This window comes from Kribbella sp. CCNWLW201, assembly GCF_037203805.1.
In the GTDB taxonomy this organism is placed as follows: Bacteria; Actinomycetota; Actinomycetes; order Propionibacteriales; family Kribbellaceae; genus Kribbella.
Window position 1 is genome coordinate 1,087,878 of record NZ_JBBCBQ010000002.1, and the last position, 24,704, is coordinate 1,112,581.

Below are 24,704 nucleotides of genomic sequence, written 5' to 3' on the forward strand. Positions count from 1 at the left end.
CCCAGTGGGCTCACTTCACTGGGATTACCTTCCGACGGCGCACTGGCACCGCTCTGGCGTTCAGCTGGCAGCCCGTGCCAGCCCGCTGGTATCAGCCTTTCAGCGGGACGACCTGGTTGGCCAGGAGGGCCTGGTAGGCCTCCGGGTTGTACCGGGCCAGGTTGCCGCGGGCCTTGCGGCGGTACTTGAGGATCTGGCGGGTGCCGATCGCCCACAGCACGTACTGGAAGGCGAGCGCCCACTTGAAGTCGGTGATGGTCTGCGGCGCCCCGCCCGACGACGCGTCGAGCAGGATGCCGACCATGCCGATGCAGATCAGCGTGGCGATGAAGCCGCCGGTGTTGACCATCCCGTTGGCCGCGCCGAACCGGGTCGCGGGGTTGAACGTCCGGGCGTAGTCCAGCCCGAGCATCGACCCCGGCCCGCCGGCCGCCTGTACGACGATCAGCAGCAGAAGCACCGGCATCGGCGCCTGACCAGGCCACAGCAGTACGACGGTCCACATCAGCACCGAGCTGCCGATCACGGCCAGGACGATCCACGACCGGTAGAACGGGAACTTGGCGGCGTACCGGCCGACCAGAGGCCCGTAGCAAAGACCTGCCAGCACCGGCAGGACCAGCATCGCCGCAGCCGTGGTCGGAGCGATCCCCTGGCCCTGCACGAGGAACGGGTAGCCCCACAGCAGGCCGAACGTGCTACCGGAGAAGTTGGTGGTGAAATGCGTCCACAGCCCGAGCCGAGTGCCCGGCTCCTGCCAGGCGCGACGCAGGTTGCTCCGCACCTCGCTCAGCGACTGCTTCGTCCTTCGCAGTGGCTCGTCGTACGGCGTGTCCTTGACCAGGAACAGTACGGCGACACCGGTCACCAGACTGAGCACACTGGCACCGGCGAACGTGCCGGTCCAGCCGAACGAGTGGAACGCGGCAGCCATCGGCACGGTCGAGATGATCGCGCCGACACCACCGAGCATCCCGGTTGCCTGCGACATCACCGGCTGCCGCAGCGCGGGGAACCAGGACATGACGACCCGCAGCACGCTGATGAACACCAGTGCGTCACCGACACCCAGCACCGCACGTGCGGCGAGGGCAGCCGGGTACGAGTCGACCAGACTGAACGCGGACTGCGCTACGAACAGCAGTCCGGACGCAGCGATCAGCAGCCGCTTGGAGCCGTACCTGTCCAGCAGTACGCCGACCGGCACCTGCATGGCGGCGTACACAGTCAGCTGTACGACGGTGAAGCTGGCCAGCGCGGATGCGGAGATGTCGAAGCGCTCAGCGGCCTGCAGACCGGCCACGCTCATGGAACCGCGGTGCAGCACCGTCACGAGGTAGGTGAGGACAGCAGTCGCCCACACCGCCCAGGCGCGACGACCGCCCAGGGGGAAGAGTAGTTCGGTCAACGGGTGCTCCGCAGATCCGTCGCGGCCTCGTTGATGTGCGTGACGACCAGCTCGCGGAAGCGCTTGACGCTGTTGCCGCCGAGGGCGTCGATCATCTCCTGGTGCGCGGCGATGGACTTGTCCATCCGGGCCGGCTGCACCTCGATCCCGGGTACACCCATCCGGACCTGGCGGTCGCGGAGGCTGTTGTAGAGCTTGGCCAGGATCTCGTTGCCTGCGGCACCGACGATCGCCTCGTGGAAGGCGCGGTCCGCCTCCAGGAAGCTCTTCGCGTCACCGGCCCTGCGATGCGCGCGCATCTCCTCGACGCGTTCGGTGAGGCTCTCGACCAGCTGCCTGCGCCGCGGCCAGACCTTGGCGGCCGCGTGCGTCTCGATCAGCTCGCGGGCCTCGAGGACGTCGTCGATCTCCTGCGGCAGCACCGGGAGGACGAGGGCACCCTTCTTCGGGTACAGCTTCACCAGGCCGGACTCCTCCAGCCGGAGCAGCGCCTCGCGCACCGGGGTGCGGGACACTCCGACAGCGGTGGCCAGCTCGCCCTCGGTGAGCAGCTCGCCGCCCGGGTACGTCCGGTCCAGGATCGCGGCCTTCACGTAGGCGTAGACCCGCTCGGCGGCCGGGATCTTCTCCACCCCCGGCGCCGCCTCGACCACCACGCGGGCGATCTCTGCGGTCTCGTCCCCTAGATGAATGTCTGCTGTCGCCGGTCGCTCCGGCACCCCGCCTGTCACTGAACCCCTCACCCATACGACTCGTATCTCTGTTGTATCTATCTTACACACACAGGAAATCCGCTGCGCTCTCTCTTCCCCGCCCCACCGCCCCGGTCAGGTCATCCCCACCTTGTCCACCAGTTATCCACAGGGCAATCCACAGATGTGGGCAACTCCCTGTGAACAACCGGACACTGCGTAGTGACCGGAGGAGGGTTTCCCCTGCGTTGTGGATGAAGAATCACGCCGGTCCGGAATCCGCTCTAAAGTCTCGGGTTACCAAGCTCTTGGGCCATTCCCCGGCCCCCGCCCTGGAGGAGTCAGCGTGACCCGAAGCTCCCGCCCCCGCCGGCTGACCGCCAGTCTGGCTGTCGCCGCTCTGGCCCTGACCACACTCGGAGCCGCCACGGCGAACGCCGTACCGGCCTCCGACACGAATTCGGCGGCCGCGCCTGGGCCGCTGATGAACTACGTGGTCAACAGCAAGGCCTCGCCCGGGCACGTCCGCAAGGTCGAGAAGGCGGTGACCGAGGCCGGTGGCAAGGTCCTCCAGTCGTACGCCCAGCTCGGGGTGGTGGTCGCGCAGTCGACCAACCCCGACTTCAAGGCCGATCTCCGCGCCGGCCGCTACGGGCGTGAGGTGCAGTCCGTCGGCGCCACCCGGACGGCCGCGGTCAGCGAAGGTCCAGGGCTGAAGTCGCTCGGGGACGTGGAGGCGGCGCCGGTGCCGGATCCGCGCGAGGGCGAGCAGTGGGACATGACCCAGATCAAGGCTGACCAGGCGCATGCGGTCACCGACGGCTCCCGACGGGTCCTGGTCGGCATCAACGACAGCGGTGTCGACGACACCCACCCGGACCTCGCGCCGAACTTCGACAAGGCTGACTCGGTCAGCTGTGTGGACAACGGCGTACCGGACCAGACCGAGGGTGCGTGGCGGCCGACCACGAGCTCGCACGGCACCCACGTCGCCGGGACCGTCGCGGCCGCCCGCAACGGCGTCGGCATCGTGGGCGTGGCGCCCGGCGTCCGGATCGCCTCGGTGAAGGTGGTGAACGACGACGGCTTCATCTACCCGGAGTACGCGATCTGCGGGTTCGTCTGGGCCGCCGAGCACCACATGGACGTGACCAACCACAGCTACTTCATCGACCCGTACATGTTCTGGTGCGACGACAACGGCGACCAGGGTGCGGTCCAGGAGGCCGTCCGGCGGGCCGTCGACTACTCGACGCACCGCGGGGTGCTCTCCGTCGCCGCGGCCGGGAACTCGAACTACGACCTGGCCAACAAGACCACCGACTCGAGCAGCCCGAACGACTCGACCCCGGTGGCGCGGACGATCAACAACGACTGCCTCGACATGCCGACCGAGCTGCCGGGCGTGATCACCGTCGCCAGCACCACCAAGACCGGCGCGCGCAGCGGCTTCTCGAACTTCGGCCTGAACAAGATCGACGTCGCCGCACCGGGCAGCTCGATCCTGTCCACCCTGCCGGGCGGCGGCTACGGAAACATGAGCGGTACGTCGATGGCCTCGCCGCACGTGGCCGGCGTGGCCGCACTGATGAAGTCGGTCCACCCGTGGTGGAGCCCGCGTCAGCTCGAGACAGCCCTCCGCGCCCAGGCCGACGACACCGCCTGCCCGACCACCCCGGACGCCCGCTGCACCGGCACCACCGCCAACAACTCCTTCTACGGCGAAGGTCTGGCCGACTCCCTCGACGCCGTCCACCGCTAACCCAGACCGAGAGGGGGTCCTCCGCCCAGGACCCCCTCTCCTTTCCCTGCAGAGAAACGTCTTCGGGCAGCCGTGGTCGACCCACGCGTCCGCTACGCGCGCTCCTCCGTCGCGTGCTACGCAGCCGCTCCCACCCACCCATCGCTGCGCGCTATCGCGCTTCATCGACTACCGAGCGAAGTCGTCGGCACGCAGTCATCGAACCGACCGTGGACCCGGCTGTGTGGCGGCGTGCATACCGACGTACAACCATTGGCGATGCCGCCTCCCAGAAACGCCCGGGTGTCTATCAGGCAGCGCCACCGGTCAAGCATGACGGCGTCGGTTGAGTTCGGTCTGTACGCGATCGAGGCTTCAGCCACCAATCCGTCCGTGCCTCGTCTGCCGGCTGGAAAACTCGAGCAACTCGGGACTCGGCTCCGGCTTGATCGACAGGACTGTGATGACGCCGTCAGCCGGGCGCAGCGCTTGGGTGTCGGCGACGACATCTCCGTTGAGCAGAGAGTGACACGAGGCTGACAATGCCTGAGCTATCAGAGGCTGGCCTCTTGCGATCTGCAGGCTCTTGGCGGCCTTACCGCTCCCTGGTCGCACGGAGACGGCGGAAGAGCTCGTCGATCTCAACGGAAAGCTCATCGCTTGGAGTCAGGATACGCACGGCCTCCTCGTAGAGAGGCCAGAGTTCCTCCACCGCCTGCTCGTGATCGCCTGCACTGATGCGAAGGCGCGCGAGCTCCAATCGAAGGGACAGGTAGTCGCGACCGTAGGCGTCGATGTGGTACTGCGCCTGGACGATCGACTCAAGCTCCGGAATCGCCGCATCGAGCTCTCCGAGCGCAACGCGACAGGCGACCGCCTGGCGGCGGTAATCCAGACTCTCCTCTGTGTGGCGACCATCGAGCGTGTAGATCTCGGCGAGAGCCTCGAACTCAGGGGCAGCCTTGCGATAGTCGCCACCCAGATAGAGGGCAGCGGCGTAGCTGATCCGCAAGTCGAGAGTCTGCTCGCTCTCCGGGCCGAACGTCGCCGATGCCCTCGGCAACAACTCTCCGAGCATCTCGGATGCTTGCGTAAACCTTTCGTCGTCCACCAGACTCGCAGCCTCTGACAGCGCCTCGTCAACTTCGTCGATGTCGATCTCAGGCACCGCCCGTGGCGCCGCGACAACGCGGGGAGTGACTGAGGGACGCGGACGCGGTGCGGCGGGCCTCCGATACGGGCGAGTGGGGTCAGGGATCACTCCGGCCGGCTGCTCGTCGTCCGATCCACCGTTGTCCACTGGCGGCAGTAGCGGTACCAACCGGTCATACACGACCCAGGCGCTTTCCGGCCGCTCGCCAGCACTCTTTGCCAGAAGCTCGAGCACCAATCGCTCCAGGTCGGCGGGGATGTCAGGATCTAGCTCTCGCAGAGGTGTTGGAGACTTCTCGAGGTGTTGGTACATCAGAGCAATCTCTTCGTCGGCGTCGAAAACCCGCCGACCACTGAGCATCTCGTGGAGCAGACAGCCGAGCGCGTAGAGATCAGTCTGCGGTGTGACCGGCAGGTTGTGGATCTGTTCGGGTGACATGTACGGCTTCGTACCGACGATCTTGCCGGTCGACGTGAGTTTGGTGATGTCACTGCGCAGAAGCGCGGCGATCCCGAAGTCCAGCACCCTAACCACCCCATCGCGGGCGATCATGATGTTGCCCGGCTTGAGGTCGCGATGCACGATTGGCACAGCATGAGCGTGAGTCAGCACAGAACAGATCTGCGCCGCCACGGACGCGGCCCACCCCACGGACATCGCGCCCCGCTCAGCGAGTACGTCGGACAGCGACACACCATCGATCAGCTGCATGACGATGAACAGTTGGTCAGACCCGCCGTCGAAGGCCGCGTCATACACGGCTGGGACACCGGGATGCTCGACTCTCGCGGTGACGCGAGCCTCGCGGCGGAAACGCCCCATGAGCTCTTCACGCTCAGCTTCGAGTGTCAGGAGCCGAGGCCGGATCAGCTTCACTGCGATGTCCCTATCCAGCACGGTGTCATACCCACGCCAGACTTCCCCCATGCCGCCATGACTGATCGGCGCGGTCAGCTCATAGCGGCCAGCAATGACTGCCGGCTGTTCGTGCACGCTCGTCCTCCAAAGCCTCGCCGAGTTCTGGCAGCGACCCTCTGCATGCTTGACGATCGATCACCTCGAGATGAACTGGCTCACCCCAATCTCATTGCCCGCTCGACTCGTCAACCACACCATCTTGCAGGTCCCGCCAAACTCCCTCAGCGAGCCCGACCAACGTTCCCTCACCAGGAACAGCCCATTGCTTCGGCCCTTGGACTGACACCCACGCGTCCTGCCATTGCGCCAACTTCCACATATGTGTGATCAAGCCGGAAGGCGAATACCGCTTACCGTCGAACTCCCAGAGCAGTGGCTTCGATCTATCATTAACCCATGTCGCTCTTGCGCGTGACGCATCCTCGCCGATCCACGGTTGAATTGCATCGCGCTCGACATCGCTTCCATATTGATAAGTCAGCTGCGTGCCATCAGCGATGCGCTCGGCGTCAACGAGAAGCGCAACGGAATTGGGGCGGCGCGACAGTCTCGACGGTCTCGAGCGCTCAATGTATCCGACCACCCCGTCTTTTCCTTGTCGTATCGCAGCAATGAGCGCACCCACCAGATCCGCGCAGCGTTCTTCACTACTGAAGGTCGCAGTAACGTACGACCCTGCACCAAAAAGGCGATCGACTGACTCGACCACAAGCGACAGATACGGAACAATTCTGCCGATTACGTCCACACGCAGCGCGGCGAAGTCGGCTTCGACGAACGGCTGATCAAATCCATCTCTATCGATCACTTGGAAGAGAACATGTACGATAAGAAGATCAGCCCGCTCCGCAATCGCTGACGCGCGAGGAGTCAGTGTTCCGCGGACATTTGAAAGCACGTTGCGAACGTCACGCAGGATCAACACCAGGCGCCAGATCTCATCTGCAGTCGGCTGCTGCCCAAACAGCAGCTCGTATGCTCCCCGAGAACCTCTTTCCCAGAGCAGGTTTGTAGATCTCTTCGCGCGGACAACGATACTTGGATTCGGATGAGCGCATGCCAAGGCAGTCGCCGCCTCAATCACCGAGCATCCACCATCGGGCGATGGATCGAGCTCGCCTCGACGAAGAACATATTCTTTATCCAGAGCGAGTTTGAAGTCCTCGCGGATCGCGATCTGAATTGGGTCGAGCGCCACGTAGTCACGCAACTCGATGCTGTTCTGCGTATTTGTATTCGTTGTGATATCTCGCGCAAAACCTTCCGGGCTATCCTTGATTGAAATGATACGCACGCTCACGAGTGCATCTGCAAGCATCTCTGGATTGAGTTGAGATGCCCTGTGCGCTGACGCTACCGTCTGCGCACCGTTCACGACGCTCGCGTCGAGCAGATCCAGCGCGACCGGCTCACCAGTTGCCCTCCTTCCCAGGAAACGTTTTACAATCTGATTGCATAGAACCGTGATCCCATTATGGAAATACCAGAAATCTTGCGGGTTCGCAATAAATGACCTTGTCAACGAATCGTTGACATCGGTTCGGCTCAGAGATGTTCGAACGTTGTGGTGAAATAGTCGATCACCATGGTTGGCATACCACCCGGCCAATTGCTCAGCAGTCACGAGTCCATACAGCGCCTCGTAGGGAAGCTCAAGACTGTGCCAGCCGTCCATCATCGTCGATTGGAGATTCACGGGCTCGGGCGCTATATCGTCACGAACGGCTTGGTGGAACAGCGCACCATTGATCACCCTGTACGACATTGCCCGGCCAAGAACACTGAAGTCTCTGTCAGCGTCCTCCAAAATCTCCAGCACCTCCCGCGAGATGTCACCGGGACCCATTAGGGCAATTACAAATATGACCCTGCACCGCGGATCGGCAAGAACTTCTCGAACCCGGTCGACCAGTGGCGCGAACCGCATGTTGAATCGGTCGAATTCTTGCTCATCCATCTGCCGAAATCCGCGGACAAGCTTGTTGGCCGCCTGCGTATCGAAGCCGGCCCTGTGTTTATCGCTCCACTTGGACTGTATGAGCCATAACTCTGGCTCACCCTCCGAGAAGGCAACAGCATCAATACCGTAGTCATCGCGCCCATCGATGACTGCCGCAGCTGCATCCTCGGAACTGCAATGAGTAACCATACGCACGGCCTTTGCAGCTAAGGCTCGTGAAAAGAAGGCCGTGTCTTGCTCGGCAACAACCTGAGTCGTCAGGTCGGAGATATCTATTAGACCTCTGAATTCTTTATCAAGAGCATCCCGCACATGCCGGATCTGCCGATCAAGGATGCCGCTCATCCGTCCCCCTGGACCGAAGTGTCGCCATGCTTACTCGAATTGGACGCGTCCGCGGTCTCTGGGAGGTTATGGCGACGTCGGATCATGCGGTACGCCGCTTTGCGGGCCTCCCGGGTCAGGCGGCTCTGGAACTCGCTGTCGGAGAAGTACTTCTCCGTGAACTTCGTGTCGGCCTCGGCGCGCTCGACCATGATGTCCTGGAACCGCTTGTTGAACGGCATCTCGAAGTCGCCCTCGTTGCGACTCGCGATCGCTGCTTGCTGAAGGTCAGGGTCCTCGATGGCTGCAGTGACGCGCTCTTCGTACATGAGCTTGTCGGCGTCGCTCAGGCCGAGGCCGTAGCGGTTGTTGAAGTCTTCGATCAGCTCGGACAGCAGTGCTGTCTTGGGATCGCGAGCGATCGCTCCGCCGCCATCATCGAATCCCGGTAGCAATTGTTCGCCCTCGGGCTCAAGTCCAACGTCGTGCTCGCCCGTCTTGCTTACGCGCAGATGAGTGAGGTCAATCTCGCCGATGTCGAGCCCCGGATTGCGGCGCGTTGGCAGTCGGTTCAGCAGGTGTCTGCCATAGAGATAGAGCCGCTCGAGATCCGCGTCGGTGAACTGGAGAACCTGGGCGAGGAACCCGTACTTCCGTACATAGTCGGACAAGTCACCGCGGAACAGCTCAGCCGCTTCGCGATCCTCTGCAGTGAGCCGCTCGAAGCGCTCGACGGCCGGATCGATGTGGCGATAGAGGCCGGCGTGCTTGCGTTCCCAGCTGCGCCCACCGCTCTCGGCCACCGAGGCCGGCTGCGACGCAAGGTACGCCTCGGCGAAGGACTGCATCTCAGACTCGAGGATCAGTTGGTGATCCATGACCGCTCGGTGCTTCTGGTAGAGCAGGTTCGGGTCAACCGGCGTCGTGACGGCTTCCTCGTAGTACGGCTTGAACGCGTCCTGAATGTCCTCAGCCTCGTTCGCGAAGTCCAGGACGAAGAGGTCCTCCTGGCTCTTCAGCGGATGCGTCCGGTTCAACCGCGACAATGTCTGCACGGCGGCGACACTGGCCAGCGGCTTCTCGACGTACATAGTCGTCAACAGCGGCTGGTCGAAGCCAGTCTGGTACTTGTCAGCGACGACCAGAATCCGGAACTCCTTCCGCGCCGGCGCGGAGTCCTCGCCACCAGTGCGGGCTTTGGCGTTCGGGTCGTCGGCTCGGGTGTACGCGAACGCCTTCGGCAGCTCGTTTTCGGACATCGCATTGAGAGCCGGCTCGGTGTACTCGATGCCGTCGACGCTGAGCTTGCCAGAGAACGCAACCAATACCCCGGGGTCGGTCATACTCAGGTCGTCAAGCTTCTGATGCAGCGCCTGATACATCCGTACGGCGCTCTCCCGCGAACGCGTGACGACCATCGCCTTGGCCCGGCCGCCCAATTGCCGGCGAGTGTTGGCGTGGAAGTGACGCAGGATCACCTCGGCATGCGCGAGCATCGTCGCCGGGTCGAGGTACACGAGCCGGGCGAGCTCGGAGCCGGCCTTGTCCGGGTTGACCTCGGTGTCCTCGGCGCCGTCCTTGGCGATCCGCCAGAAGGTCTTGTACGTCGTGTAGTTGCGCAGCACATCGAGAATGAAGCCCTCTTCGATCGCCTGCCGCATCGAGTAGATGTGGAACGCACGTTTGTTGCCCGCGGCATCGTCGACCCCGAACAGCTGCAGGGTCTTGTTCTTCGGCGTTGCGGTGAACGCAAAGTACGACAGGTTGGGATGCCTTCCACGCGACAATGCCGACGACGTGAGCGGATCATCCTCGTCTCCGATGTCGTCAGCGCCGAGACCTCGTAGCACGTTCTTGAGCTTCGTCACGGACTCGCCGGACTGTCCGGAGTGCGCCTCGTCGACGACGATCGCGATGCGCTTGTCAGACAGACCGGAGACACCTTCGAGCACATACGGAAAGGTCTGCACCGTGACGATGACGATCTTGGTCGCGGTGTTCGCCAATGCCCTCGCGACCTCGGCTGACTTCGAGCCGCCGGTGCCGGTGATCCGCTCGACCACGCCGGGTGTGTGGTCGAACTGGTAAATCGTGTCCTGTAACTGTTTGTCCAACACTGACCGGTCTGTGACCACGACGACCTTGTGGAACACCGGTTCGTTGACGGCGATCCGTCCATCGCGCACAGCGGCCTCGTCTAGCGCATCCGGTTCAGCCGAGCCGTGCAGCGTGGACAGGCGGTGCGCGAGCCAGGCGATCGTGTTCGACTTGCCCGAGCCGGCCGAGTGCATCACCAGGTAGTTGTTGCCAGAGCCGTTTCGCGCGGTGTGCTCCGTCAGCCGTCGTACCGCATGCCACTGGTGGTAACGGGGGAAGATCATCGGTCTGTCGTGAACGCTGCTCCGCCCGTTCGAACGACCCTTGGTCCGCAAGGTCTTCGGGTCCTCAACGTGCAGGAATCGCTTCAGGAGGTCGAGCCAGTTGTCGGGCTGCCAGACCTCTTCCCACAGGTACGACGTGCGGTACGCGGCACCATCCTCGCGCACGGCGGGATTACCCGCACCGCCGGTGTTGCCCGGCCCGCCCGTCCCCTGATTGAACGGCAGGAACGTCGTGTCCCTGCCGCGCAGCCGCGTGGTCAGGAACACCAACTCCGGATCGACCGCAAAGTGGACCAGCGCCCGCCGCGCGAACAGGAGATCCTTCGGGTCGCGGTCGTTGCGGTACTGCTCTTTGGCGTCCTCCACCGTCTGACCGGTCAGGTGATTCTTGAGCTCCGCCGTGGCGACCGGGATCCCGTTCACGAACAGCGTCAGGTCGAGAGTGTTCGTCGTACTGTCGCTGTAGCGGAGCTGGCGGGTTACCGAGAGCCGGTTCTGGCGATACTCGTCGAGCGCATCCTCAGCAACCGTGTGAGCCGGCCGGAAGTACGCCAGCCGAATCCGCACCCCGCGGTCCTTCACGCCGTTACGCAGTACGTCGAGCACACCGCGCTGGTCGATCTCCTTCGCCACAAACCGCATGAAGTCCCGCTCAGCCACGTCGAGCTCGTTCCCGGCGTACTGCACCAACTTGTCCCACTCATCGCGCTGAACTGTCTGAACGAATGGCATCAACTGCCCCGCATCAAGCCCAAGCTCCCAGTCGTAGGTGTCGACTCGTCCCTTGATCCATCCCGACGCGACGAGCGCCTCTTCGACCGCATCCTCGAACGCTCGCTCGGTATACGCCCGACTCACGGCACCTCCACCCCCCTCGCCGTTGTCACGTCAATCTGCCCGGTCACAGCAGCCGTAATCAGCGCGTGGCGTCGCTCCGCCAATCCAGCAGTAAAGCGAGCAATGCTGTCTCGAAGCGTCGTCAGTTTGCCTGCTTCTATGTCGAGTTCCTTGCGAACCGCCACCTGCACGAGCCGAGGCGGTGCCGCAACCGGGAAAGCAAGCAAATCACCTCCATTGATGATGCGCACCCGCGTATACGGCGACGAATCGCGGATTTCTTGAGAGGCACCCCAGAGTTGCCAAGCAAGAAACTTTCCGTCAACTCGATCGCTAGGCTTTACAGCGGTCAACTGCTGGTTCCCACTGGCCGCGTGATCGAGGAACACTGTCTTGCCGATCGACTCACCAACACACACCACCAGGACCGCACCGGACTCGAACCTTGTTGTGCCACGTTCGCCTCCTCCTCCGCTATCCACGAATCTTTCTGGCGGAGCCAGGTTCATCCACTCATCCATCTCAGATGGCGTGTACCACGGCAGTGCCCCCGGGTCGTCGGGCGTAGCCCATGTGCCGTCGGCTCCTCCCGACGGAGTTGAGCCAGTTTTGATCGAGGCAACTACACGCCTCAATGGCAGCCGCTGCCATTCTTGACTCGCAGCCACTCCACGAACTGTCAGTCGGCCGGTCACCTCCATCACTCGCGCGCTGAGGCGCTCGCCGAGCAGGATCAACTGCCGCCGTCGGCTCGCGAGAAGACGGTCCACAGTGGACGTCTCGGCGTCGAGGAAGTCGGCGATGCGCCGCTGCTCAGTTGGCTCCGGCAGCGGGATCGGCAGATCAGCCAACTTTTCGGAGGTCAGGTGTCGAATCGTGGCCTTGTTGCACAGGACATCGAACCACTCGGTGCCGTGCACTGCCTCAAGCACGTAGCGGAAATAGCGGAGATCGTTCCCGCTAGCCGATCGCACTCTATGCACGGAGTTCTGGAAGATGAATCCGTCCGGTCCCGCATAAATCGCCGCGCGCCCAACGTCACCTCCTTCACAGATCAGCAAGTCGCCATTCGACACTGCGAACCGCTTCAGCTCCCTCGGAGACGCCCACATAGTGGTCTCCGTGTCAGTAACAACTCCAGACCACTGGACAGACGCCGACTTAACGTAGGGAGTCTCTAGATCAGTTGAATTCGCAGGAGCGGTCTGAAGCATCTTCCCAAGAACAATGTCATACGCACGCCCAGCGGCCACAACCGTGTACCGGGCTGGGCCGCACCACGGAGCAGTCGTCACGCTGTCACCTCGCTAAGTAGTTTCTGAATCTCCGCTTCGAGCTCGCGCATCTCGGCGTCGATCTCGGAGAGCGGGCGTGGTGGCGTGTACACGTAGAAGTGGCGGGTGAACGGGATCTCGTAGCCGACCTTTGTCTTGTCGTGGTCGACCCAGGCGTCGGGAACATGCGGTAAGATCTCGCGCTCGACGTATGCGTCGATGTCTTCGTAGAGCGGTACGTTCTCGAAGTCGCGCAGCTCTGGATCCGGTTCAGGCGCACCCCTCTTGAGCTGGACCTCGCCTTCAGGGTCACGGACTGACGCCATGCTCCACACCGCCTTGTCGACCGCAGACGGCAACTTGCTGATACTCGCAGTCGCACGGCGTAGGGAAGAGGCGAACTCAGTCTTCTTGAACGATGACGGCTGTCCGACCAGTGATCGCAGGGCAGCGAGCAGCTCGTCGCGCCGCTCGTATTTCGATACGGTCTTGCCGGACTTCAGTGTTGCCTCGAGATCGTCGAGGGCCTCGTCGGTTACCTCGAAGCGGAGCTTTAGTGGGCGTTCTACCGTGATCCGGTGGTAGCCGAAGTCTTCGTTGCGGAAGACCTTCACCTTGCCGTGCAGCTTGTGCTCCGGGTCGGCCGCCACGGAGAGCGCGTCGGCGTACAGGCGCTGGATCTCGTCGATCTGCTCGTCGGTGATGTGCTTTCGCTTGTCGCCCAGCGACTTGCGCATCTTCGCCCAGAAGTCGCGGGCGTCGAGTAGCACGACCTTGCCCCGATGAGCCGGGGCCTTGCGGTTGGTGAGGATCCAGAAGTACGTCGAGATGCCGGTGTTGTAGAAGAGTTGGTCTGGCAGCGCGACGATCGCCTCCAGCCAGTCGTTCTCCAGGATCCACTGGCGGATCTTGGACTCGCCGGACTCAGCTGCGCCGGTGAAGAGAGGTGAGCCGTTGAAGACGATCGCAAGACGACTGCCTCCCTCACCAACCGGGCGCATCTTCGAGATCATGTGCTGCAGGAACAGAAGCGAGCCATCGTTGATGCGCGGCAATCCGGCCCCGAACCGTCCTCGCATCCCGAGCTCGTTAGCCTCGTCGAGAATCTCGGCCTGCGCCTTCTTCCACTCGACGCCGAACGGTGGGTTGGACAGCATGTAGTCGAACTTCTCGTGCTCCAGTTGGTCGTCGGTGAACGAGTTGCCCAGCTTGATGTTGTCGGGGTCCTGGTTCTTGATCATCAGGTCAGACCGGCAGATCGCCCACGACTCAGGGTTGACCTCCTGGCCGAACGAGAACACCTGACCCTGCGCGTTGTGCGACAGGATGAAGTCCTCAGCCGCGGTGAGCATGCCGCCAGTCCCGCACGCGGGGTCGTAGACCTTTCGGCTCATCCCGGGGACCTGGAGGTCCGCGAGGTCGGGGGCGATCAGAAGGCCTGCCATCAGCTTGATGACCTCGCGCGGTGTGAAGTGCTCACCGGCGGTCTCGTTCGACGCCTCTGCGAACTTCCGAATCAGTTCCTCGAAGACATACCCCATCTCGTGGTTGGAGACGGTCTTTGGGTGCAGGTCGAAGTCTGCGAATCTCGACACCACGAGATGGAGAAGCTTCGCCTCGGCGAGGTTTGCGATCTGTTCGGCGAAGCGGAACTTCTCAAACGCCTCCTGCGCGTTGGGAGAGAGACCGCGGAGGTACGAGTTGAGGTTCTTGGCCGCATCGTCCGGTGCGTTCGCCACCGAGGCCAGCGTGTGCCTCGTGGTGTTGTAGAAACGCTGCTTCGATTGCTTCGTCAGGAAGGGCGCAGCATCGACCTTACGACCCGCCAACTTCTTCGCCTCCGCCAGGACCGCATCCCGGGTCGGCTCGAGCACGCACTCGAGCCGGCGCAGCACAGTGAACGGAAGGATCACCTTGCCGTAATCGGACCGCTTGTAGTCCCCCCGCAGCAGATCTGCGACCTGCCAGATGAAGTTCGCCAGATTCTTCGGCGCTGTGTCGCTCAACGGATGCCCTCTCCCCTGTCGTTCGTTCCATGGTGTCGATCGATCCAACGCTCCAGAGCGTTACGTCGCAGCCCGGATCGATTACTAATTGTCATCTCATGCGCCGTGGTCCGGCGCAAGGGTTCCTCTCGACAACGCCTCCGACAGACTCTTCGCGAGTCGATGCGTGTCGTCGGCCGCCTTGGCCAACATCGTGTCGAACTCGGCTATGCGCCGGAACGCTTCGGCGTACGGTCGTTGCTCCTCGAGCGGCAGCAGCGGCACTTGGAGTCGCTTGAGGTTCACCCGTACAGAGTCGCGGGTCGCCGACGAATGGCGCACCGCCTCGCGGAGGCTCGCCGGCGCCGTGAGCATCCCAGCGACAAACCACGGGTCCAGAATCTGGGGGTTTACACGTACGGCGCTCACGTTCGGACCAAGACGGGCACCAAGTTGTTCGCCCGTTGCGACAGTTGCTACAACCGACGACGCGATGGTCGGTATCAGTACGTCGCCCCGCTCGATTCGTACGGCGGCACCTGACGCCCGTCCACTCGGAGCGGATCGCCGTACGACATCGCCGCCTGTTACCGCTGGCTCGGGCGACTCCTGCGGGTCGTGGCCGATCCTCGAAACACCCCTGAGGATCTCGACACCGCCACTCCGCGAGAGCTCCTCCAGGGAGACACGGCGTACGGTCGCCAAGCGTGCATCACTGTCGACAACTAGCGTCGGCAGGCTCTGCCTTAGGGAGCTCAACTGGTCAAACACTTCGGTGCCGGTGGCTAGGAGCGCGGCTGGGTCGGGGCCCACCTCGTCGAAGCTGGCGAGATGGCGGGCAGGCGACACATCGACCTCCTCGTCGAGCAGATCGATAACAGGTACCGCCTTGCAAACGCCGGCCTGCTCCTCGAACGTCTCGGATTCGAAGGTCTGCCACGCATGGACGGTCAAGTCCGCGATCGCGGCGGGCGTGCCGTCGCCCGCGTGAGAAGCATCGACGAGGAGCACCTGACCAGCACCCCTTCCCTCGATGGGACGCCGCAGGATCCAGAGGTGCAGGCCGACCGCAGTCACTGGCAGAAGACGAGGCGGAAGCGCAATCACCGCACGCAGCGCGCCCCGGCGGAGAAGTTCCGCACGGATTCTCCGACCTGGTGAGCGCCAAGCCGCGACAGGCGGCATGAGCACCACGGCCAATCCGCCCGGCCGCAGATGAGCCAGCGCATCCTCGACCCACGCGAGCTCGGGCTCAGTTCTTGGCGGCAAACCACCAAACTCCCAGCGCGGGTCGAAAGCCATCTGGTCATCCGCCCAGTCATGCAGGCCGAACGGCGGATTGCAAACAACCAGATCGACGCGCTCTCCAGGAAAGGCGTCGACGCGTAAGGAATCACCCACTCGAACCTGACCCGACGGGTTGCTCCCACCGGCCCCGCGGCCCGCGAAGAGAAGCCGCACCTGCGTGATGCGAGCCGCAGTCGCATCAATATCCTGGCCAAGGCACCGCATTCCACCATTCGCTCGCGCTGCCTCGACCAGCAGGGTCCCAGTGCCGCAAGCGGTATCCATGACGCTTTCGGCGGGCCCGGCCAGCGAGAGCATCAATCGAGCGACGCCCTCCGGCGTGACGTAGTCGGAAGTCGCACCGCGAGCCGAGAGATAGCGCGCGTAGAACTGCTCGAAGGCCATCGCCGCATCGACCTCGTCGTCCAGTTCCGCTGCGGCAGACAGTACAGCGTGCTGCCGCGGCAGCCACTCGTCGGGAAGACCACGGGCCAGGAGAGCCGCCGCCTCCGCATCAAAGCGACGTATGGGCTCGATCAGCGACACAGGCGTCCGCAGCTCAGCCGTCAGGCCGTCACGCTGGGTGCGGTTGAGGAGCGCTAGGCCCGCCAGCCACAGAGCCTCCCCCAAGTCCGGGCCTCCCGACGCGGTCTCGATCGCCCGCCAGGCTCGCTCGGTCGCGCTCGTCGACTGAAGTTTGCCCTGAGCGGACAGCCACTTCTCGACTGCGATGAGATCGAACGCTGGACTGGTCGGGGTGCCACCGACAGGCTGCGGAAAGTCGGCATAGCGCCGGCGCCAGTTGCTCACCGCCGCGCGACCGACACCTGCCAAGCGCGCGATGCCGATCGAGGACACCGTGCCCGGCTGATCCATGACTTCCCTCCAAGGGCCTAGCTCTCGCCATACCTTACACATTCTAGATCGCCGTGTACACAGTCACTTCATATTTGCATGTTGGCATAGTTCACAGGCACATGCTCTCATAATCCCGTTCACGGGCGAGGGATCACAAACAGAGGGGCGGAGCAGTGACAAGCAACGAGGAATTCGACGAGCCGGCTGGCGCACAGGTCCAGCCGCACGACCTGCCGGTCTTCGACACAGTTCTGGTGCTGGCAACAGAGGACCCCAACCTGACTGAACGCCAGCGGATGCTGGTCCTGGCCTCATTGGAGAGCGATGGCGCGATCTCCGACGAACTCGCTGTCGAAGCCGGTACGGATTCGGGGCCGGCCACCCCTGCCTCCGCGACCGAGAAGGCAGCGGTCGAGCCGGTAGGTGCCTTTCTGAAGTCGATTGCCGTGTCTGGATTTCGAGGCATCGGCGCGCCGGCGCGGCTGGACCTCCACCCGGGACCCGGATTGACAGTTGTCGCCGGGAGGAACGGCTCCGGGAAGTCGAGTTTCGCGGAGGCTCTTGAGTACGCGCTCACCGGCGAGAGCTACCGCTGGAAGGGAAAGGCGCCGTTCTGGAAGGACTCGTGGCGCAACCTGCACCAGGTTCAGAGCACCCAGGTTCGCATCGAACTTGCCGAGGAGGGCGTCGGCCGGACCGAGATCGGTGTCGACTGGCTCGCTGACTGCGAGCTCGTCGACAACAAGACCTGGACACAGCGTCACGGCAAGCCGCGGAGCCCCGGGGTCGACTCGCTCGGTTGGGGCAAGGCGCTGGAGCTCTACCGCCCGATCCTTTCGTACGACGAACTCGGCCAGCGGCTGGATGGGACTCCCACCGAGCTCTACCGGTCGCTCGAGGGCATCCTCGGACTGGACCAGATCGCTGACGCCATCAGCCGGCTCGGCGAGGCGGTGAAGCGGCTGAAGGTGCCGGCCGACGACGCAACCGCAGCGAAGAGCAGGCTGAAACCACTCCTCGAATCGGCGACTGACGAGCGGGCAAACGCAGTCCTGGCGCAGCTCAGGAAGCACAAGCCGGATCTTGATCTGGTCGGAAGGATCGCGACCGGAGGTTCGGCCCCCGACGAGGTTGGATCCCAGCTTCGCGCCCTGAGCGAGCTGGCTGTCCCGGACAAGACGGCGGTCAAGGACACCGCTCAGAAGCTCCTGAGCGCGGTACAGAAACTCGCCGAAGCCGGTGGTGCGACATCAACCCAGGCTGATACTCGCAGCCAGCTTCTGGCGATCGCGCTGACGTTCCACGCGGCGCAGGGTGATCAGAGCTGCCCGGTGTGCGACGTCGGCGTACTTGATGATGCATGGCATGAGCGCGTCGCTGCCGCATTGGCTGACGAGAAGGCCGAGCTGGCAGTCGTTCGGGCAGCCCAACAGGAGCTCGGAGAACGGCGTGAGGCGGCGCGCGCCCTCGTCGGCGCGCCGAGTCTTCGGTCGTTCGACGACGGGCTCGAGCTGACCAATCTGGCCGAGGCTGTGACGGCGCTGAAGGACTGGCGGGAGGCTCCCTCGGCAGACGTTGACTTGGCTCAGCACCTCAGTTCAAAGGTCGACCCGCTCGTGGACGTACTGACACGACTGCGCGACGAGGCAGCCACGCGGCTAAGCCAGCGGGATGACAGCTGGCGGCAGCTCGCTGAAAAGATCGCGACCTGGTTGGACCTCAGGCGTTCGGCGGACGCGGCCGATGCAGACCTTGGCGACGCGAAGGCAGCGCTGGGCTGGCTGAAGGCCAACGCCGAGGATCTGCGGAACAAGCGGCTGGAGCCGCTCGCGGACGAGGCACGGAGGATCTGGTCGAAGCTCCGCCAGGAGAGCAGCATCGACCTGGACGAGATCACGTTGTCAGGTCAGCCGACCCGCGGGCGAGTGAATCTGACGGCCAAGGTGGACGGCGTACACACCGCGGCTTTGCCTGTGATGAGTCAGGGCGAGCTCAACGCCATCGCGCTGGCCTTGTTTTTGCCGCGGGCAACGATGGCGGCTAGCCCGCTCCGGTTCGTCGTACTCGATGATCCTGTCCAGGCGATGGATCCGGCGAAGGTGGACGGGCTGACCGAAGTACTTGTCGAGTACGCAAAGGACCGCCAGGTCGTCGTCTTCACACATGACGATCGGCTAGCTGAGTCCGTACGGCGTACTGCGCCGACCACGCGCATCGTCCAGGTCGAGCGCGGCATCAACTCGAAGGTCGAGGTTATCGAATGCCAGTCGCCCGCGCGACGGTACGTGGCGGACGCTCGCGAACTGTTGCACGACGACAATCTTCCCGTTGATGTCCTGAAGAAGGCGATCCCTGGATACGCCCGATTGGCGGTCGAGGCGGCAGCGCACGAGCTGTACTTCCGCCGGCAGTTGACCGGCGGCGCTAAACGGCACGAGGTAGAGGTCGCCTGGACACACACCCGCACGACACGCCAGCGCGTCGCGCTCGCGGTACATGACGACAAGGCGGCCAACCTCAACAAGTGGAGCGCATCCGGATACCGCAAGCGTGCGCTGTTGCTCTGCGGATCTGACGCACACAACGGCATGAACGGCAGCCCGAAGTCTGCCTTGGATGATCTGCGCCGGACGGTCGACGACCTGCTGGATGGACGGCCATGAACACGGAGCAGCTTCTCGAGCACGCCAAGGCAATCCTCGATGGCCTGCTCACCAGTTCACCGCGGACAACCAGAATCGCTGCCTTCCTGATCAGGCAGGCACTCGAGACCGAGGTCGACGCGTACTGCGAGTTCCTGGTCATGCCGATAGGGCACCCGGTCAGGATGCGGTCTCGGCTCGCCGTACTGCATGTGCTTGACCAGCACGGCTTGGCTCGGATCGCGGAGTACACCTGGAATGCGCTGAGCCGGGCCTGCCACCACCACGCGTACGAGCTCTCGCCGACCATTTCCGAACTGAGACACCTGCACGCGGAGGTTGCGCGGCTGGCCAGCCTGCGTGCCGTGATCGCAGTAGATGCCGCTTGACTGCTGGCTGCGGTATCTGAAGAAGTGCGGGGCTTGTAGGTGGGGGTGCCCCGCACTTCCTCAGATACCGCAGCAGGTTGTGGGCTAACTTGTGCTGATTAGGACGATGCCGGTGACTACGACGGCGGCGGCGATTGCACGGCGCGGGCCGAAGCGTTCGCCGAAGAAGATTGACCCGATGATCGCGCCGAAGATGATGCTGGTCTCCCGGAGGGCCGCGATTGCCGCCAGCGTGCCGCGGGTCTGTGCCCACAGGACCAGGCCGTACGCGATCATCGACACCACGCCGCCGCCGAGTCCCGACAGCACAGCTGATCGGGGCAGCTTGAGTACGCCGGGGCCACGCCACGCGAGCACGACCAAGGGCATCGCGAACCCCTGGAGCATGAACACCCAGCCCATGTACGTCAGCACCGGCATCTTGTGCACCGCCAGCCCGTCGACCACGGTGTAGGCAGCGATCGTCAGCCCGGTCCCGACCGCCGCCAGCAACGCCGGCAGTTGCCGCCGTCCCGGCCGCCCGATGAACACGAGCGCGATCAACCCCGCCGAGATCAGCAGCACACCGGCCAGTTCGACAACCGCCAGCGACTGATGCAGCACCACGATCGACACCAGCGCCACCACCCAGGGCGACGTACCCCGAGCCAACGGGTACATCTGGCTGAACTGCCCCAGCCGGTACGACGCGAGCAGCCCAGCCAGATACGCAAGGTGCAGCAGTGCAGACGCGACGATGCACCCCCAGGTGCCGGCCGGCGGCAACCCCATCACCAGCACCGCGACCAGCCCGATGACACCAGCCGCCAACTCGAACAACGCCAGCCCGGCGACCCGATCCGGCGCCCCATGAGCCATCGCGTTCCAGGTCGCATGCAGCACAGCCGCACCGAGCACCACCATCAGGACCAGCACCGCTCCACCCTCTCATCGGGCGAATGACCGGTCAGGCGGATTTAGCCGAGCGCAGAGACGGCGCCCCGGTTGCGGCGGACCGCCAGCACTCACCAAGCACTCCGGACGGTGCACTCGCGCGGTCGCGTGAGCGTGCGGGAGGCAGATGCCGGGAGGTTGGTGAGTGCTGGCGGTCCGCCAAAGGCAACAGCCCGGACGGTCGGCTGACTGTCCGGGCTGTTGTGAGGTTGTCAGAACATCAGGGCGCGGGCTGGGTCCTCGAGGATGCTGGCGACGTCGGCGAGGAAGGTGGAGCCCTTCTCGCCGTCGATCATGCGGTGGTCGAAGGACAGCGCGAGCGTGGTGATCCAGCGCGGCACGATCTCGTCGTCCACCACCCACGGCTGCTTGCGGACCGCACCGAAGGCGAGGATAGCGGCCTCACCCGGGTTGATGATCGGCGTTCCGGCGTCGACCCCGAACACGCCCACGTTGGTGATCGTGAACGAACCACCCGCCTGGTCGGCCGGCTGGGTCTTGCCCTCGCGGGCGGTCGCGACCAGCCCGTTCAGCGCCGCACAGAGGTCGGGCAGCGTGAGCGAGTCGGCGTTCTTGATGTTCGGCACGATCAGGCCACGCGGGGTGGCCGCGGCGATCCCGAGGTTCATCGAACCCTTGTAGACGATCTCCTGCGCCTGCTCGTCCCAGGCCGCGTTGACGATCGGCGTACGGCGGGCCGCCAGAGTGACCGCCTTGGCGACGATCAGCAACGGGGACACCTTGAGATCGCGGAACGCCTTGTCGCCCTTCAACCGGTCGACCAGGTCCATCGTCTCGGTGACGTCGACGGTGATCCACTCGGTCACATGCGGTGCGGTGAACGCGCTGGCCACCATCGCCTGCGCCATCACCTTCTGCACACCCTTGATCGGCACCCGGGTGTCACCCTGCCCGCTCACCACCGGCGCCGCCCCAACGGCAGGAGCCACCGGAGCAACCTCAGCCGGAGCCGGAGCCGCCGCATAAGCCTCGACATCAGCCCTGGTGATGATCCCACCCGGCCCACTAGCCGTCACAGCCCCCAGGTCGATCCCGAGGTCCTTCGCCAGCTTCCGCACCGGCGGCTTCGCCAGTACATGCACGGAGCCCTGGGGCTCATTGCTCTTGGCAACAACAGGCTCTACGTCAGGCGTCCGCGCCGCACCTACGGCAGTAGTCGCCAGGGCGCCTGGGGCCGTGCCGGGTTGAGCACCGACGGGTTCCGGTAGCTCGGCCGACGCCGCAGGAGCACCCTTGCGGGGGCGGCGCTTGGCTTCTGTGGTCCTGGGGCCGTAGCCGACCAGGACCGCCGTACGGCCGCCGGGGGCCTCGCCGCCGATCTTGCCGGCTTCGGGCTCGTCGGGAATGGATGGGACGAGGTCTTCCTTGGGAGTGCCCTCGCCGGCCGGTGGGGTGAGGTCGCCTGGAGTCGCGGACTCGGTTTCGACGGCGATGATCGGCGTACCGACCGGGACCGTCTCGCCTTCCGGCACCAGCAACTCGGTGACCGTGCCGGCGAACGGCACCGGCAGCTCGACGAGCGACTTCGCCGTCTCGATCTCCACCACGGTGTCGTTCAGTTTGACCGTGTCGCCCGGCTTGACCTTCCAGCTGACGATCTCGGCCTCGACCAGGCCTTCACCCACGTCGGGGAGGCGGAACTGCTGGATGCCCATCAGTACTCCATCACGCGGTCGACCCCGTCGAGCACCCGGTCCAGGTCGGGCAGGTACTCCTCCTCCATCCGCGACGGCGGGTAGGGGGTGTCGTACCCGGCAACGCGGAGCACCGGTGCCTCGAGGTGGTAGAAGAGCTCCTCGGTGATCCGGGCCGCGATCTCCGACCCCGGGCCGAGCGAGAACGGCGCCTCGTGAACGACGACTGCACGGCGGGTCTTGCGAACGGACGCGAAGATCGCCTGCAGGTCCAGCGGCGAGATCGTGCGCAGGTCGACGACCTCCAATTGCCGGCCGTCCTCGACCGCAGCCTCGGCCGCCTGGACACAGGTCTTCACCATCGGGCCGTAGCAGAACAGCGTCGCGTCGGTGCCCTCGCGGACCACCTTCGCCTGGTGCAACGGGAGCGCCGCCGGCACGGACTCGTCCAGCTCGGCCTTCTCGTGGTACCGGCGCTTCGGCTCGAAGAACACCACCGGGTCATCCGAGGCGATCGCCTGCTGGATCATCCAGTACGCGTCCACCGGGTCACCACAGGCGACCACCTTGAGGCCGGCCACATGCGCGAACAGCGACTCCGGCGACTCCGAGTGATGCTCGACCGCGCCGATGCCGCCGCCGAACGGAATCCGGATCACCACTGGCATCCGGATCTTGCCGAGCGACCGGTAGTGCATCTTGGCGACCTGGTTGATGATCTGGTCGTACGCCGGGAAGACGAACCCGTCGAACTGGATCTCACAGACCGGCCGGTACCCGCGCAGCGCCAGGCCGACCGCGGTCCCGATGATGCCGGACTCGGCCAGCGGGGTGTCGATCACCCGGTCCTCGCCGAAGTCCTTCTGCAGGCCCTCGGTGACCCGGAAGACACCGCCGAGCTTGCCGATGTCCTCACCCATCACGACGACCTTCGGGTCGGCTTCCATCGCCGCCCGCAGGCCCATGTTGATGCCCTTGCCGAGGCTGATCTTCGCCATCAGTGACCCTCACCTTCGAACGAGGCGGCGTACGCGGCGTACTGCTGCTTCTGCTCGGCCAGCTGCGCGGTCTGCTCGACGTACACGTGGTCGAAGAAGTCGGTCAGGGTCGGATCCGGCATCGACAGGCAGCCGGCCCGCAGTTCGGCGGCGACCTTGTCGGCCTCGGCGTCGATCTCGTCGAAGTAGTCGTGCTCAACACCGAGAGAGCGGGTCAGATAGGCCCGGACCCGCTGGATCGGGTCCTTGAGCTTCCAGTGCTCGAGGTCCTCGTTCAGCCGGTACTTCGTCGGGTCGTCGGAGGTGGTGTGCGCGCCCATCCGGTACGTGTACGCCTCGACCAGGGTCGGGCCGCTGCCTTCGCGGGCCCGCTTCAGCGCCTGCTGGGTGACCGCGTACGTCGCGAGGACGTCGTTGCCGTCGACCCGGACGCCGGGGAACCCGAAGCCGGCCGCGCGCTGGTAGAGCGGGATCCGGGTCTGCCGGTCGATCGGCTCGGAGATCGCCCACTGGTTGTTCTGGCAGAAGAACACCACCGGCGCGTTGAACACCGAGGCCCAGATGAACGCCTCGTTCACGTCACCCTGGCTGCTGGCGCCGTCACCGAAGTAGGCGACCGTCGCCTCGCCGCTCTCGGAGTCGCCGATCGCGTGGTCGCGCTGCTGACCCATCGCGTACCCGGTCGCGTGCAGCGTCTGGGCGCCGATCACGATCGTGTACAGGTGGAAGTTGTTGTCGCGCGGGTCCCAGGCACCCTGGTCGACGCCGCGGAACAGGCCGAGCAGCCGCAGCGGGTCGACGCCCTGGCACCAGGCGACGCCGTGCTCGCGGTAGGTCGGGAAGACCATGTCCTTGCTGTTGAGCGCACGGCCGGAGCCGATCTGTGCGGCCTCCTGGCCGAGCAGCGACGCCCAGATACCGAGCTCACCCTGCCGCTGCAGGGCGGTCGCCTCGGTGTCGATCCGGCGGACCAGGACCATGTCCCGGTAGAAACCCTTGATCGCCTCGTCGTCGAGGTCGAACGAGTAGTCCGGATGCTCGACGCGCTCACCTTCGGGCGTCAGCAGCTGGACGAACTCGACCTCTTCGGAGGCCTGGGGCGGACTGACCGGCGCCTTGTGGGGCGCGAACACTTCCGGGGCATTGCCCGGCACCGACTCACTCACATGCACTCCTCGGGTTCGAGCGCGGGATCGCCGCGACCGCAACGTTGCACGGGGCCGGCCCTTCAGCCGGGTGAGGCTTCGCAGGCGGGACCACGTGGATCCA

At 64.5% G+C, this 24,704-nt stretch carries 15 protein-coding genes; 3 read left to right on the forward strand and 12 right to left on the reverse strand.

All coding sequences use genetic code 11. The features are described 5' to 3' along the window. Nucleotides 1-91: 91 nt before the first annotated feature. Entirely contained in the window at nt 92-1,408 is a 1,317-nt protein-coding gene (locus V9K99_RS15025) for an MFS transporter (protein ID WP_337323456.1), read from the reverse strand. Then, nucleotides 1,405-2,127, reverse strand: a complete 723-nt coding sequence (locus tag V9K99_RS15030) for a GntR family transcriptional regulator (RefSeq protein ID WP_337323455.1) — start codon at nt 2,125-2,127, stop codon at nt 1,405-1,407. Before V9K99_RS15030 ends, V9K99_RS15025 begins: the two co-directional genes overlap by 4 nt. Nucleotides 2,128-2,446: 319 nt before the next feature. Here V9K99_RS15030 and V9K99_RS15035 point away from each other — a divergent pair, with 319 nt between their 5' ends. Then, the gene (locus V9K99_RS15035) at nt 2,447-3,862 is read left to right on the forward strand and encodes a S8 family peptidase (protein WP_337323454.1); all 1,416 of its coding nucleotides are present in this window, start codon (nt 2,447-2,449) and stop codon (nt 3,860-3,862) included. Between the two features lie 574 nt (nt 3,863-4,436). On the opposite strand, the gene V9K99_RS15040 is transcribed toward V9K99_RS15035, so the two are convergent. From V9K99_RS15040 to V9K99_RS15065, 6 genes are all read right to left on the reverse strand, one after another. Further along, a complete protein-coding gene (locus tag V9K99_RS15040) occupies nt 4,437-5,987 on the reverse strand; it encodes a serine/threonine-protein kinase (RefSeq protein WP_337323453.1) in 1,551 nt (516 codons plus the stop codon). 91 nt (nt 5,988-6,078) lie between these two features. Continuing rightward, the gene (locus V9K99_RS15045; RefSeq protein ID WP_337323452.1) at nt 6,079-8,217 is read right to left on the reverse strand and encodes an AIPR family protein; all 2,139 of its coding nucleotides are present in this window, start codon (nt 8,215-8,217) and stop codon (nt 6,079-6,081) included. Beyond that, a complete protein-coding gene (locus tag V9K99_RS15050; protein ID WP_337323451.1) occupies nt 8,214-11,435 on the reverse strand; it encodes a type I restriction endonuclease subunit R in 3,222 nt (1,073 codons plus the stop codon). The genes V9K99_RS15045 and V9K99_RS15050 overlap by 4 nt, the downstream gene beginning before the upstream one ends. Next, nucleotides 11,432-12,628 (reverse strand): restriction endonuclease subunit S, encoded by a 1,197-nt coding sequence (locus V9K99_RS15055; RefSeq protein ID WP_337336395.1) that lies wholly within the window; start codon nt 12,626-12,628, stop codon nt 11,432-11,434. Before V9K99_RS15055 ends, V9K99_RS15050 begins: the two co-directional genes overlap by 4 nt. 77 nt (nt 12,629-12,705) lie before the next feature. Then, the gene (locus V9K99_RS15060; protein WP_337323449.1) at nt 12,706-14,694 is read right to left on the reverse strand and encodes a type I restriction-modification system subunit M; all 1,989 of its coding nucleotides are present in this window, start codon (nt 14,692-14,694) and stop codon (nt 12,706-12,708) included. Between the two features lie 96 nt (nt 14,695-14,790). After that, nucleotides 14,791-16,836 carry an N-6 DNA methylase gene (locus V9K99_RS15065; protein WP_337323448.1) on the reverse strand — a complete coding sequence of 682 codons (2,046 nt, stop codon included), beginning with the start codon at nt 16,834-16,836 and terminating at the stop codon, nt 14,791-14,793. Nucleotides 16,837-16,991: 155 nt separating this feature from the next. Here V9K99_RS15065 and V9K99_RS15070 point away from each other — a divergent pair, with 155 nt between their 5' ends. Together V9K99_RS15070 and V9K99_RS15075 are read left to right on the forward strand one after the other, a co-directional pair. Further along, nucleotides 16,992-19,481 (forward strand): AAA family ATPase, encoded by a 2,490-nt coding sequence (locus V9K99_RS15070; RefSeq protein ID WP_337323447.1) that lies wholly within the window; start codon nt 16,992-16,994, stop codon nt 19,479-19,481. Then, the gene (locus V9K99_RS15075; RefSeq protein ID WP_337323446.1) at nt 19,478-19,849 is read left to right on the forward strand and encodes a hypothetical protein; all 372 of its coding nucleotides are present in this window, start codon (nt 19,478-19,480) and stop codon (nt 19,847-19,849) included. The genes V9K99_RS15070 and V9K99_RS15075 overlap by 4 nt, the downstream gene beginning before the upstream one ends. Nucleotides 19,850-19,933: 84 nt before the next feature. Here V9K99_RS15075 and V9K99_RS15080 read toward each other — a convergent pair whose 3' ends face one another. The 4 genes from V9K99_RS15080 to pdhA form a co-directional block, all read right to left on the reverse strand. Beyond that, a complete protein-coding gene (locus V9K99_RS15080; RefSeq protein ID WP_337323445.1) occupies nt 19,934-20,764 on the reverse strand; it encodes a DMT family transporter in 831 nt (276 codons plus the stop codon). Nucleotides 20,765-20,994: 230 nt separating this feature from the next. Further along, nucleotides 20,995-22,458, reverse strand: coding sequence for a dihydrolipoamide acetyltransferase family protein (locus V9K99_RS15085; protein ID WP_337323444.1), 1,464 nt, complete (start codon nt 22,456-22,458; stop codon nt 20,995-20,997). Beyond that, nucleotides 22,458-23,435: an alpha-ketoacid dehydrogenase subunit beta gene (locus V9K99_RS15090; RefSeq protein ID WP_337323443.1), complete on the reverse strand. Its 978-nt coding sequence runs from the start codon at nt 23,433-23,435 to the stop codon at nt 22,458-22,460. Before V9K99_RS15090 ends, V9K99_RS15085 begins: the two co-directional genes overlap by 1 nt. Beyond that, nucleotides 23,435-24,601: a pyruvate dehydrogenase (acetyl-transferring) E1 component subunit alpha gene (gene pdhA / locus V9K99_RS15095; RefSeq protein ID WP_443137100.1), complete on the reverse strand. Its 1,167-nt coding sequence runs from the start codon at nt 24,599-24,601 to the stop codon at nt 23,435-23,437. Before pdhA ends, V9K99_RS15090 begins: the two co-directional genes overlap by 1 nt. Nucleotides 24,602-24,704 lie beyond the last annotated feature (103 nt).